Below are 12173 nucleotides of genomic sequence, written 5' to 3' on the forward strand. Positions count from 1 at the left end.
CGCAGGTCAGGGCGCGGCTGGTCCGAACGCTAGCCCGCCCCTGGCGAGGGGCGTGACGGCCACGCCGTCCTCGGCACACGCCACCGCCCACGCAGCGTGCACGGCGCGGTGTGTGGCCGCTGCGGTCGCTGCCCGCGGCGCGAGGGTCGAGGTGACGACGGGATCCCGCTCGAGGGTGACCTGGATCAGGTCTCCGCTGTTGCGCACGGTGACCGGGAACCCCGCCGCGCGATGCACCAGCGCGAAGTAGGCGGCCCAGGACCGCGCGCCGGACTCGGCGAGTGCGGCGTCGAAGTAGGGACGGAACGAGCCGACGGTCAGTGCTACGGCGCGACCGATCGCTGTCGTCCCTTCGTCGCCGAGGAGGAGCGGCGCGGCACTGATGTGGTCCCAGGCCCATCCGCTCACGAGGTTGCGCAACGCCCGCAGCCGCCGTTCCTCGGGCCACACGCTCTCGTCGAGCTCCGGCAGCCGACGGTCCTGCGGGGGCGGTGGCGTCGATCCGTGCGCGAAGCGCAGCCGGTCCTCGGGAGGGACCGGACGACCGGTGTCCTCGAAGTAGCCAGCGTCGTAGGGGTCGCCGTCCGCGACCAGGTGGGTCACCACGAAGACCATCCGGTCGTTGCCCAGAGAGGGGCCGTTGTGGACGTACCACCCTCGATAGGCCGCCAGCTGGAGCTCGCGCCGGTACGCCGGTGATGCCACCGACATGATGTTCGGCTGGTAGAAGATCCACGCCTTCGTCTCCGACTCGATCGCGTACCGCGACCGCGATCCCGCGAGGCCCGTCGACAGGCAGTGGTACAGCGCGCAGCGAGTTGCGTCGCTCGCATCGCCCGGAATGCCGAGGAGGTCAGCCCCAGCGGGGAAGTAGGCGCTCTGCTGGGCTCGGAAGACCTGTTCGACGTAGGCCGTCCAGCGCTCGGGCCCGACCGCGCGGAGCAACGCGTTGTCGACCTCGTGCGCGACAGCGTCCCAGAACTGCACGCCTGCCAGCGTCTGCTCCTGGAAGGTCCACTCGGAGGCCGCGCGAGGGCGCGCGAGGCCGTGCAGGTCGTTGTCGAGGATGATCGTCATCGGACCTCCTCCAGGTGGGTCTCCGTTGCAGAGGGGTCGACGATCCGACAGACCAGGTCACCGCGCGTCACGGAAACACCTTCGCGGACACGAAGGTCCGCCACCACGCCGGCTCTGTGGGCCTTGAGCGGCTGCTCCATCTTCATGGCCTCGAGCACCACCAGGACGTCGCCCCCGGCGACTTCCGCTCCCGCCGCGACGGCGACCTTCACCACGGTGCCTGGCATCGGGGCCACGAGCTGGTCGCCGGCTTGCCGTCCGGCGACGGCGCTCACGCCGCGGCGGCGAGGCCTCCGCCCGCGCGTGACGATCCGACCGTCATGGCACACCACCGGGCCGGACGGCCGGGGCACGTGCCGTCCGGCAGGATCCTGAGGGTCGGCGGACTCTGAGCGCTCCGTGCCACTGTAGGGCTCGATGGTGTTGTCGAAGTCGGTCTCGATCCAGGTCGTGTGGACGTCGAAGGAACCGGTGCCCGAAGAGTTCGACGAGGCGACCCAGGCCGGGTCGTTGACGACGACCTCGGCGAAGGTGAGGGCGGTCGGCATGCCGTCGACCTCGAACTCGGCGATCGCGCGGCGGGCGCGCTCGATGGCCTGGGTGCGGTCGCGGCCGGTGACGATCAGCTTGGCGATGAGGGAGTCGAACGAGGCAGGGACTGTCTGGCCGTTCTCGTAGCCACCGTCCACGCGGACGCCCGGGCCTTGCGGCGGGTTCCACCTGGTGAGGGTGCCGGGGGTGGGCATGAAGCTGGTGCCGGGGTCCTCGGCGTTGATCCGGAACTCGATGGCGTGACCGATGATCTCCGGGTCGTCGTAGCCGAGCTCTTCGCCCGCGGCGATGCGGAACATCTCGCGGACCAGGTCGATGCCGGTGACCTCTTCGGAGACGCAGTGCTCGACCTGCAGGCGGGTGTTGACCTCGAGGAAGGAGATAGTGCCGTCGGCCGCGACGAGGAACTCACACGTGCCGGCGCCGACGTAGCCGGCCTCGCGCAGGATGGCCTTGGAGGACTCGTAGAGGCGCTTGCTCTGCTCGTCGGTGAGGAACGGCGCCGGGGCCTCCTCCACGAGCTTCTGGTGGCGTCGTTGCAGCGAGCAGTCCCGGGTGGAGACCACGATGACGTTGCCGTGCTCGTCGGCCAGGCATTGGGTCTCGACGTGGCGGGGCTTGTCGAGGAACTTCTCGACCAAGCACTCGCCGCGCCCGAAGGCCGCCGCGGCCTCGCGCACGGCCGACTCGTAGAGCTCAGGGATCTCCTCGAGGGTGCGGGCCACCTTGAGGCCGCGGCCACCACCGCCGAAGACCGCCTTGATCGCCACAGGCAGGCCGTGCTCGTGGGCGAAGGCGACGATCTCGTCGGCGTCCTTGACCGGGTCCTTCAGACCCGGCGCGAGCGGGGCGCCGGCCGCGAGGGCGATGTGCTTGGCCTTCGCCTTGTCGCCCAGCGACTCGATGGCGGCCGGCGGGGGGCCGATCCAGATCAGCCCGGCGTCGAGGACGGCCTGGGCGAAGTCGGCGTTCTCGGCCAGGAAGCCGTAGCCCGGATGCACCGAGTCAGCCCCGGACTGCTTTGCGAGGTCGATGACCTTCTCGATCACCAGATAGGAGTCGCCGGGCGTCGAGCCCTCGAGCGAGTACGCCTCGTCGGCCATTCGCACGAACAGGGCGTCGCGGTCGGGCTCGGCGTACACCGCCACCGACGCGATGCCGGCGTCCTTGGCCGCACGGATGACCCGAACGGCGATCTCACCGCGATTGGCGATGAGCACCTTCTGGGGGGATCGAGACATGTGTCCTCCTGACGAGGCGGCCGATCCGTCGGAGGATCGCGGTCGCTGCGCCTAGCCTCGGGCTTGGCGGGAGGGACAGCACGCCGTACGGCGCGGGCCATCCCCCAACCGGGCCACCTCGGATGTGGCACCGGACACACGTCGCGGGTCCGGAGCCTAGCGTCGGGATTCGTGACCACGGCAGCAGAGGCCCCCACGCAGTCCGCAGTCGGCACCTTCTCGACCGCCGAGCCCTCCATCGCCTGGATGCTCGGAGGCCACGGGATGCCGCAACCGGTCGATCCGGCCCGCACGGCACTTGTGTGGGAGGGAGGCACGCGCACCTATCGCGAGCTTCGCGAGCACGCGCTCGGTCTGGCCGCCGCGCTGCGTGCCCACGGCCTGCGGCACGGTGATCGTGTCGTCACGCATCTCTTCAACCGTGGTGAGGTCTTCGAGATCTACTTCGCCTGTGCGTTCGCGGGGCTCACCATCGTCCCGGCCAGCTTCCGCGCCACCGCAGCGGAGCTCGCCGACGTCCTGCGGGACGTCGACGCCAGGTTCGTCTTCACCGAGGAGACACTCACGTCGTCCGCACGGCAGGCTCTGGATCTCGCCGGTCTCGCCGTCCCCTTGGTCGTGCTCGACAGCGACCGCAGCGGCACGGCGTACGGCGAGCTGCTCACCACGCCGCCGACGTCCGCTGTGAGCCCCGCCGACCCGCACGTGATCCTGTTCTCCTCGGGCACGACCGGCAAGCCCAAGGGGGCGATGCTCGGCCACCGCAACCTGCTCTACTACGCGATGCAGCAGGCGGCGATGTTCCCCGGCTACCGCGCGGAGATGCGGACCATGGTGGTCCCGACGCTCTTCAACACCGGCGGGCTGCACGACTTCACACTGCCGACGTTCCTCGTCGGAGGAACTGTCTGCATCATGCCCAGTCGGAACTGGAGCGCGGAACGGATGGCTGAGTACATCGACCGGTGGGGCGTGACCCACACCATCGTCTTTCCGACGATGTTCCAGCCGATGCTGCACGCGGACGACGAGTCGCGCCTGCCCCTGGACACCTTGGAGGTCATGCTCACCGGCGGCGAGGTGTGCCAAGCCGACCTCATGCGGCGGGTGCGCGAGCGCTGGCCCGACAAGGAGCTGATCATCGGGTACGGCGGCACGGAGGCTGGCGGCATCACGATCATCGGCAACGACGAGATCGACCGCAAGCCCGGCTCGGTCGGACGACCGGCCCTGGGGCAGGTGCTCCGGATCGTCACCGACGACGGTGTCGAGGCGGCGGTCGGACAGAGCGGCGAGATCTGGACCTCCTCTCCGACCGTGATCACGGGCTACTGGAACGCCCCGGAGCTCTCGGCCGCGGCGCTCAGCGACGGCTGGCTGCGCACCGGTGACCTGGGCTACGTCGACGAGGACGGCTTCCTCTACATCAACGGCCGGGTTCGCGACATGATCATCTCGAAGGGACAGAACGTCTACCCGGCCGAGATCGAGGGCGTGCTGCTGCAGCACCCGGACGTCGATCAGTGCGCCGTGGTCGGGGTGCCGGACCCGGAGTACGGCGAAGCGGTGGTCGCCGTCGTCGTACGCAGGAGCGGGGCGGAGGTGGGCGCGGACGACCTCGTCGCGTTCGTGCGCGAGCACATCGCGTCGTACAAGAAGCCGCAGCACGTCCTGTTCCGCACCGAGCTCCCGATCAGCGTCAACAACAAGGTCCTCAAGCGAGAGCTGGCCCTCGAGGTCGCAGACGTGCTGGCCGTTCGCTGATGGCCCGTCGGCGGTCAGCGGCCCAACGCAGCGATCATTCCGAGCGCCACGTCCACCGTCAGCCGACGGTAGGACTCGGTGCGTGAGGAGCCGTCCCGGCGGCGGGCCCGCCGCAGATCGCGTCGGACCTCGTCGGGAACCTCGCCCGCGCGGGTGAGCACCCTGCTCGCCCATCGGCGGGTGTCGACCGAGCGTGCGGTGAGGAGGGCCTTCCGAGCGATCCGTGCGAGGTCGAGCGTCGCATCGAGGTTCTCCAGCAGGCGTCGGTCGGCCGTGCTCACCTCGACGTCGGCGTCGTCGACCAGGCCGCTCGGGTCGTACGCGAAGCAGGAGGTGATCCGCTCTCGGGCGCTCTGCTGCTCGGCCGCGGTGTGCGGGCCGTCCTCGAGGAGCGCGAGCGGGGCCGGGGCGAGCGCGGGCACCGCGAGCCGGGTGATCGCATGGGCGTTGATCGCGGCCAGCACGTCGACCGGTGTCGCGCTCGGCACGACGACCTCCTTGCGCGGCGGCCAGAAGTCGAAGCCGCTGTGGTCACCCATCGGCGCGCCCACGTGGAGTGCATAGATCTCCGGATACGTCGGGGTCGTCCGCCGCTCGGGCCGTACGTCGAAGAAGGCTGCGACGGCGGCCTGGATCAGCAGGCTCGCGCCCAGGGCGAGCCGTAGGGACGGTCGACGACGATGCCGAAGCGGTCCGCGACCGTCCAGCCGGGGAGGGCGGCTTGCAGGCCGCGCGTGCTCCCGTCGAGACGGAACGCGAACGCCGCGGCGTCGAGCTGCGTGGCGGTGTGCACACCACTCACCCCTCATCGTGAACGCCGGCGGCCTGCCGGTGCGCCCGACGACTGCCGATCAGCGCGCTGACCACCATCAGCAGCACCACGAGGACCAGCATCATGGTCGCGACCGCAGCCAGGGCCGGGGTGACGCCGGACTTGAGCATGGTGAAGATCGTGACCGGCAGCGTCTTGTCGAGCCCGGTCTGGAACAGCGCGATCACCGGTTCGTCCCACGACGTGATGAACGAGACCAGCAGGGCAGCGACGACGCTGGGCACGATGTTCGGCAGCACCGCCCTTCGGAAGGCACGCTGGCGGGAGGCCCCCAGCGTCCAGGCCGCCGGTTCGAGGGAAGAGTCGATGTTGGCCAGCGCATTGTTGAGGATCGCGAACGCGAACGGGAGCGCGATCACGGTGTGCGCCAGCACCAGGCCCACGGTCGAGCCGAGGAGACCGAGCCGCGCCTGGACGTCATACACGCCGATGGCCAGCAGGATGAGCGGCACCACCAGCGGGGCATACACCGCGCTGAGCAGCAGCGTGCGTCCCGTCGCCGACCGGAGTGCCGCCATCGTGCGCGCCAAGACCAGCCCGGCCGACGTGGACGCCACGGCGACTCCCGACGCCACGACGGCGCTCTTGCGGATCGAGTCCGTCCACAGCGGGTTCTGCAACACGTCGGCGTACCAGTGCACCGTGAAGCCCTGCGGCGGCCACACCAGCCGGGAGGTGTCGGTGAACGACACGGCGACCACGACGAGCAGCGGGAGGAGCAGAGCGGCGAGCACCAGCACGGCAGACACCCACAGTGCCACGCTCATGGTAGAGAACCGGAGCGGCTCTGCTGTCACGGTTCCCTTGCTCGACGCTCCGCCCGTCGGTGCCGCGGCCGCGAGACCACCCAGCCGGACGGCAGCGACGTACCCGATCAGCGTGACGACCAGCAGCAGGATGCCGATCGCGCTTGCGGTGCCCCATTGGTAGAGGTCGATCTGCTGCTGGATGTAGATCGCCACGGTCGTGTCCCGCGGCCCCCCGAGTACGGCGGGCGTGAGAAAGAAGCCGAGCGAGAGCACGAAGATCAGCAGCAGGCCGGTCACGATCGAGGACCTGACCATCGGTAGGTAGACGCGGAGGAAGGCCTGCCGAGGCGAGGCGCCGAGCGTCCTGGCGGCGGTCAGCAGGCTGTGGTCCACCCCCGACATGCCGGCGTGCAGGATCAGCACCATGTACGGCAGCAGGTAGACGATCATTCCGATGATCGTCGCCGGAGTGTTGAACAGCAGTGCGTAGGGCCCGTGCCCCCAAGTGCTGGCCAATCGGTTGATGAGGCCGTCCCGACCGAGGATCTGGGTGTAGGCGAACAGCCGCACCAGGATCGAGACCCAGAACTGCAGCATCACGAGCGAGAGAAGGATCATCCCGGCCCGACGCGACAGTCGTGAGATCAGGTAGGCGACCGGGAACGCCAACACGCCCGTCAGCGCCGTCGCCCATGCCGCGATCACGAACGTGTGCCCGATGATCCGGCGCAACGTCGCGTCGGTCAACGCCTCCCGGTAGTGGGCGAGCGAGAGGTGCAGGTCGCTGAGGTGTGCCTGCCCGGCGGGGTCCAGGCTGCGCAGGAGCACGGTGAGGAGCGGCCAGACGAAGAAGACCAGGCAGAGCGCGGCGACGGGGGCGAGCACAGCTCCTCGGCGCAGCGCTGCGGACCCGAGACGTCGCGTGGCGAGCAGAGGTGCCGACCCGTTGAGGGGCAGCTGACGGATGGCTGACATCGGGGGCTCCTGACTGGTTTTCCGACCGTCCGTTTCGCGGTCACACGCGGAACTTCGGCCCTGACTGGGAGGGGAGGGGTGTGCGTGCTGCGAGGGCGAGCAGCCGCGCCAGGACGTCCCGTGACTCACGTGGGTCGATGACGTGCTCGACCGCGAAGTGCTCAGCCGCGCGCCACATCGAGGTGTTCTCGGCGTACTGCTCGAGGATGCGGCGGCGTTCGGCCTCCGGATCCTCGGCGCCCTCGATCTGCTCGCGGAACTCGGCTTCGATGCCGCTGGAGACCGGCATGTCGCCCCACTCTGCCGAGGGCCACGCGATGCGAACGCTGTTGGCATGGGCGTTGCCGGTGGCGTTGGCAGCAAGGCCATACGACCGGCGGACCTGCAGCGTGTACACAGGGACGGAGGCGCGCTGGATCGCCTGGAGCGCTCGGGTGCCGTAGCCGAGCACGCCGCCTCGTTCGGCGTCCGGGCCGATCATGAAGCCCGGGACGTCGACGACGTACACAAGCGGCAGGTGGAACTCGTCGCACAGCTCGACCAGCGAGATCTGCTTGCGTGAGGAGTCGGCGTCGAGGGCCCCGCCGAAGAAGCGCGAGTCGGAGGCGAGCACCCCCACGGCATACCCGTCGATCCGGGCGAGGCCGGTGACGAGCGACCGGCCGAAGTCCGGAGCGAGCTCGAAGAACGAGTCGCCGTCGACCAGAGCGTCGAGCACCAGCCGCGGGTCGAATGGCCGCCGGCTGTCCGGCGGCACCACGTCCAAGAGGGTGTCGGGCTCGGCAGCGGGCTGGCACGGGATGGCTCGCGGTGGCCGCTCGTCCACGTTGGACGGCAGATACCACAAGAAGCTACGGATCGCGTCGAAGGCCTCCTCCTCGTCCTCCGCCGCGTTGGCGATCAGACCCGAGGTCTCCACGTGGACGGCCGAGCCGCCGAGCGTGAGCTTGTCGACGTCGACACCGGTCGCCCGCTTCACCAACGGCGGGCCGCCGGCGAACAGGCAGCCGTGGGGCCGCGACATCACCGTGAAGTGGGTCGCCACGGCGCGAGCAGCGGAGCCACCCGCGGCGGGGCCGAGCACCGCAGCGACGACCGGCACCTGCTCGAGCAGCTCGAACATCGGGTACGTCGGCTGCCCGGCCAGCAGGGTCGCGTAGCCCTTGACGTCCTGCAGCTCGATCGTGCCGCCGGCGCTCTGGATCAGCAGCACCAGCGGAATGCGGTAGCCGAGTGCCAGCTCCTCGATGAAGCCGCCGAAGCCGCCCTTGAAGCGATGCAGGTTCACACCGGCGCTCCCGGCCTGGATCGTGAAGTCCTCCGCTCCTACGGCGACGGGCTCGCCGTTGATCTCGGCGAGGCCACACAGGTAGGTGCTTGGTGCGCTGCCGTCGCCGTCCGGCGTCGTGGCAAGCATGCCGAACTCGAGGAAGGTGTCGGGGTCGACCAGGCGGGTGATGCGCTCGCGCGCCGTCAGGCGACCCCGGGCGTGCTCGCGCTCAATCCGCTCACGGCGCCCGCCCGCCAGGGCGTGCGCACGACGCCGAGCGAGCTCCTCCAGCAGAGGTGCCCACTCGGCGCGTGCGTCGCTCACTGACCGACCCAGTCGGTGAAGGTCTTGCTCAGGCCGGTGATGTTCGCGCTGTACCAGTCCTCGTCCTCCGGCTCCGCATTCGCGATGTTCTGGCCGAGGGGAACCCACTTCGCGACGGAGGGCGGAATCTGCAGGTCCTTGATCGGTGCAGGGTAGGGGAACCGCTTGAGGAAGGCCTCCTGCGCGCCCGTGTTGGTCAGGAAGTGCGCGAGGTAGGCCTGCGCCGCACCCTTGTTCGGCGCATTCGTCGGGACGCCGTAGTAGCCCGACGCGTACAGACCGCCGTTCCACGTGAAGTCGAGCGGTGCATGGTCGTTGGTCACGGCGTCGAAGAGCCGTCCGGTCCAGACGACGCCCAGGTCGCACTCGCCGCTGGTGAGGTACTGGATCGCCTGGTCGCCGCTTGTCCACCACACGATGTCGTTCTTGATGGTGTCGAGCTTGGTCAACGCAGACTTGACGTCGAGCGGATAGAGGTCGCCCGGGGCCGCCCCGCCCGCGAGGAGCGCGGACTCCATCGTGGCGCCGAACTGCGGGTACTCGAACATGCAACGCTTGCCCGGGAACCGCTGGGTGTCGAAGAGGTCGGCCATGGTCGTCGGTGCCTTCCCAGCCGGGAACTTGTCGGTGTTCCAGGCGAGGACGATCCCGTAGCGGTGGGACGGGAAGTAGTAGTCGGTGGCCGACTTGTCGTCGACCTTGTCCAGAGGTACGACGGAGGGGTCGAGCTTCTCGAGGTATCCGTGCTCCTGCGCCGCCTTGGCGTCACCGCCGGTCGCGAACTCGACGACGTCCCACTGACCCTGACCGGCCTGCATTGCGGCGTTGAACTTGGTCATGGTGGCGTTGTAGTCGTCGACCACCTTCACGCCGGTCAGAGCGGTGTAGTCCTTGTCGACCGTGGCGTTCAGGGCGGCGATGCCAGAGCCGCCGCCTGTGTCGTAGTAGGTGAGCTTTCCGCTGAGCCCGCCGTACACGCTGGTGGGGTAGGCGGAGGTGGGGAACTCCTGCGGACTCGCCGTCGCGTGGTCGGAGCCTCCACCGCAGGCCGCGGTGGCCGCGAGGACCAACGCGAGGGGCAGCGCCACCGCGAGGCGTTTGCGTGGGTGCGACATGTTCATCTCCTGATCGGTTGGATGGTTGCTGCTGTCGGCCGCGCCCCGAGCTCAGCCGCGTTCCTGGGTGTCAGCGAGGACCACCGGGATCCCGCTCCGCCAGCCGACCTCGACGCGCTCGCCGACGTCGGGGACCCGGCCGCGCGCGGCGACTTCGGCATCCAACCGGGCGTCCTCGCGGCGCAGCGTCAGGCGGTATCGCCCGCCGAGGAACAACCGCCGGGTGACGTCCATCGGCCCGAAGCGGCAGCGGTCGGCGCGTTCCGGTGCATGCCCGTCGACGATCTCGACGTCCTCGGGGCGGATGCTGCACATCGCCGTTGACCCCACCGGTGCCGGCGCGACGCCCGAGCAGCGGACCTCGATGCCGTCGACGTCGAGCATGCTTGCCGAACCGTGGCTCGACATGACCTGTCCGGTCAGGATGTTGGTGTCACCGAGGAAGGTGGCGACGAAGTGGTCCTTCGGGGCGGTGTACACCTCGGCCGGCGAGCCACACTGCCGAATGCCGCCATCGCTCATGACGACCACGGTGTCGGACAGGATGAAGGCCTCCTCCTGGTCGTGGGTGACGTAGATGGCGGTGATCCCGGTGTCCTGCTGGATGCGCCGCAGCTCGGCGCCGAGCAGCTGGCGGAGACGCCGGTCCAGAGCTCCAAGGGGCTCGTCGAGGAGCAGGACCTCGGGCTCGAAGGCAAGCGCTCGGGCGATGGCCACGCGCTGCTGCTGGCCCCCGCTGAGCTCGCCCGGGTAGCGACTCTCCAGGCCGCCGAGGTGAACGAGGCCCACCATCTCGGCGGTCTGTCGGCTGCGCTGGGCACGGCCGTCGCCCCTCAGCTTGAGCGCGAACTCGATGTTCTCCTGGACCGTCAGGTGCGGGAAGAGTGCGTAGTTCTGGAAGACGAAGCCGATGTTGCGGTGCTGGACGTCGATCTGCGTCACGTCGCGGCCGGCAATGTGGACCGATCCCGCGCTGGGCATGAGCAGCCCGGCGATGATGCGGAGCAGGGTCGTCTTCCCTGAGCCGCTCGGGCCGAGCAGAGTGTAGAACTGGCCTCGGCCGACCTGTAGGTCGAGCTCGTGCAGCGCGATCTGCGACCCGAACTCGTGGCGGACTCCGCGCACCTCGACGGCCGGAGCCGGTTCGGCGACGGCGACGGCGAGGGCAGCAGCGTGTGCTCGGTGGGCAGTGGGCATGCTCGGACCGTAGGAACGGTCCACACGGAGCACCGGGTGTGACGCAGCCGACATCCCCCCGGTGGGGGATGTTTGCCCGTCGGCACCCAAGCGTCAGCTGACGCGGGACATGAGGCTGGACCTCCCCGAGGAGACGGAGCTCGCATGGGCGATCAAGCGGCGCCGGCGCCACCCGATGTGTGCGTGATCGGCTTGGGACACCTGGGCACGGCGGTGGCACGGGCGTTCCTCGATGCGCGCCTGAGGGTCGCGGTCTGGAACCGCACGGCGGGCCCTGCCGAGCAGCTGGGCGGGCGGGGCGCGCTGGCGGCGACCGACCTCGTGGAGGCGGTCGCATCCGCGCCTCTGCTGGTCTCGGTGCTGATCGACCACGACGCGACGTTGGCTGTGTTGCAGTCGCCTGGCGTGACCGAGCGGCTGCTCGGGCGCACCTTCGTGCAGCTGGCGGTAGGTGGTGCTGAGCAGGCGCTGGTCCTGCAGGAGCATGTGACGGGGGCCGGAGCCGACTACCTCGGCGGTCACCTCCGGGCCTACCCGCGTCAGGTCGGCACCGAAGAGGCCGAACTCGTCGTCTGCGGAGGGCAGGTCGCACTTGATCGTCATCGCCATGTGCTGTCGGCCCTCGGTCGGGTCCGGTACGTCGGAAGCGACGTCGTGCTCGCGTCCCACCTCGTCAACTGCCAGGCGGTGCTGCTGGAGACGATCGTGGTCGGATTCCACGAGTGCCTGGCGGCTGCCCGCGCCAGGGGAGCCTCTCCGGAGGAGGTGGTGGCCGGGTTGGAGCAGACGTTCGTCGTGGCACGGCGGACGATCAGCGACACGGTCGATCACCTGCGTGACGAGCCGGACGGCCTGGTGTGCAGCCGCCAGGCCGCCATCGACGTGCACGCCGCCGGTATGTCAGCCCTCCTCGCCTCGGTGGCGGGCACAGGTGTCCGGTCCGATCTCGGCCGAGCCACCCTTGCCATCCTCGATATGGCGCGCGACCGTGGTCTGGGCGCCTACGAGATCTCGGCGTTGCAAGTGGTGCTGCAGCAATCCCCACCCAGTCGGCTCCGCTCCACGTGATCGGCCGCG

Annotated in this window: 10 protein-coding genes; 2 read left to right on the forward strand and 8 right to left on the reverse strand. The window is 69.7% G+C overall.

The window, feature by feature from the left end; genetic code table 11:
• Window positions 1-6: 6 nt before the first annotated feature.
• Entirely contained in the window at window positions 7-1077 is a 1071-nt protein-coding gene (locus ACYQ1K_RS03300; RefSeq protein ID WP_459981375.1) for a hypothetical protein, read from the reverse strand.
• A complete protein-coding gene (locus ACYQ1K_RS03305) occupies window positions 1074-2870 on the reverse strand; it encodes an acetyl/propionyl/methylcrotonyl-CoA carboxylase subunit alpha (protein WP_459981376.1) in 1797 nt (598 codons plus the stop codon). The genes ACYQ1K_RS03300 and ACYQ1K_RS03305 overlap by 4 nt, the downstream gene beginning before the upstream one ends.
• Window positions 2871-3041: 171 nt before the next feature.
• Here ACYQ1K_RS03305 and ACYQ1K_RS03310 point away from each other — a divergent pair, with 171 nt between their 5' ends.
• Window positions 3042-4634, forward strand: coding sequence for a class I adenylate-forming enzyme family protein (locus ACYQ1K_RS03310; RefSeq protein ID WP_459981377.1), 1593 nt, complete (start codon window positions 3042-3044; stop codon window positions 4632-4634).
• Window positions 4635-4648: 14 nt separating this feature from the next.
• On the opposite strand, the gene ACYQ1K_RS03315 is transcribed toward ACYQ1K_RS03310, so the two are convergent.
• The 6 genes from ACYQ1K_RS03315 to ACYQ1K_RS03340 form a co-directional block, all read right to left on the reverse strand.
• The gene (locus ACYQ1K_RS03315; protein ID WP_459981378.1) at window positions 4649-5173 is read right to left on the reverse strand and encodes a hypothetical protein; all 525 of its coding nucleotides are present in this window, start codon (window positions 5171-5173) and stop codon (window positions 4649-4651) included.
• Window positions 5174-5268: 95 nt separating this feature from the next.
• Window positions 5269-5427 carry a hypothetical protein gene (locus ACYQ1K_RS03320; protein ID WP_459981379.1) on the reverse strand — a complete coding sequence of 53 codons (159 nt, stop codon included), beginning with the start codon at window positions 5425-5427 and terminating at the stop codon, window positions 5269-5271.
• 5 nt (window positions 5428-5432) lie between these two features.
• Window positions 5433-7190 (reverse strand): ABC transporter permease subunit, encoded by a 1758-nt coding sequence (locus tag ACYQ1K_RS03325; protein ID WP_459981380.1) that lies wholly within the window; start codon window positions 7188-7190, stop codon window positions 5433-5435.
• Window positions 7191-7230: 40 nt separating this feature from the next.
• Window positions 7231-8784: an acyl-CoA carboxylase subunit beta gene (locus ACYQ1K_RS03330; RefSeq protein ID WP_459981381.1), complete on the reverse strand. Its 1554-nt coding sequence runs from the start codon at window positions 8782-8784 to the stop codon at window positions 7231-7233.
• Entirely contained in the window at window positions 8781-9899 is a 1119-nt protein-coding gene (locus ACYQ1K_RS03335; protein ID WP_459981382.1) for an extracellular solute-binding protein, read from the reverse strand. Before ACYQ1K_RS03335 ends, ACYQ1K_RS03330 begins: the two co-directional genes overlap by 4 nt.
• Window positions 9900-9950: 51 nt before the next feature.
• Window positions 9951-11096 (reverse strand): ABC transporter ATP-binding protein, encoded by a 1146-nt coding sequence (locus ACYQ1K_RS03340; RefSeq protein WP_459981383.1) that lies wholly within the window; start codon window positions 11094-11096, stop codon window positions 9951-9953.
• Window positions 11097-11240: 144 nt separating this feature from the next.
• On the opposite strand from ACYQ1K_RS03340, the gene ACYQ1K_RS03345 reads away from it, so the two are divergent.
• Window positions 11241-12164: an NAD(P)-binding domain-containing protein gene (locus ACYQ1K_RS03345; RefSeq protein WP_459981384.1), complete on the forward strand. Its 924-nt coding sequence runs from the start codon at window positions 11241-11243 to the stop codon at window positions 12162-12164.
• The last annotated feature ends 9 nt before the right edge of the window (window positions 12165-12173 follow it).

Source organism: Nocardioides sp. AN3, assembly GCF_054653495.1.

What these genes read in the sequence shown, in the direction of transcription:
- ACYQ1K_RS03335 (WP_459981382.1), bottom strand. Translation starts at nt 9,899, where the DNA reads ATGTCGCACCCACGCAAACGCCTCGCGGTGGCGCTGCCCCTCGCGTTG.
- ACYQ1K_RS03300 (WP_459981375.1), bottom strand. Translation starts at nt 1,077, where the DNA reads ATGACGATCATCCTCGACAACGACCTGCACGGCCTCGCGCGCCCTCGC.
- ACYQ1K_RS03305 (WP_459981376.1), bottom strand. Translation starts at nt 2,870, where the DNA reads ATGTCTCGATCCCCCCAGAAGGTGCTCATCGCCAATCGCGGTGAGATC.
- ACYQ1K_RS03315 (WP_459981378.1), bottom strand. Translation starts at nt 5,173, where the DNA reads ATGGGTGACCACAGCGGCTTCGACTTCTGGCCGCCGCGCAAGGAGGTC.
- ACYQ1K_RS03325 (WP_459981380.1), bottom strand. Translation starts at nt 7,190, where the DNA reads ATGTCAGCCATCCGTCAGCTGCCCCTCAACGGGTCGGCACCTCTGCTC.
- ACYQ1K_RS03340 (WP_459981383.1), bottom strand. Translation starts at nt 11,096, where the DNA reads ATGCCCACTGCCCACCGAGCACACGCTGCTGCCCTCGCCGTCGCCGTC.
- ACYQ1K_RS03345 (WP_459981384.1), top strand. Translation starts at nt 11,241, where the DNA reads ATGGGCGATCAAGCGGCGCCGGCGCCACCCGATGTGTGCGTGATCGGC.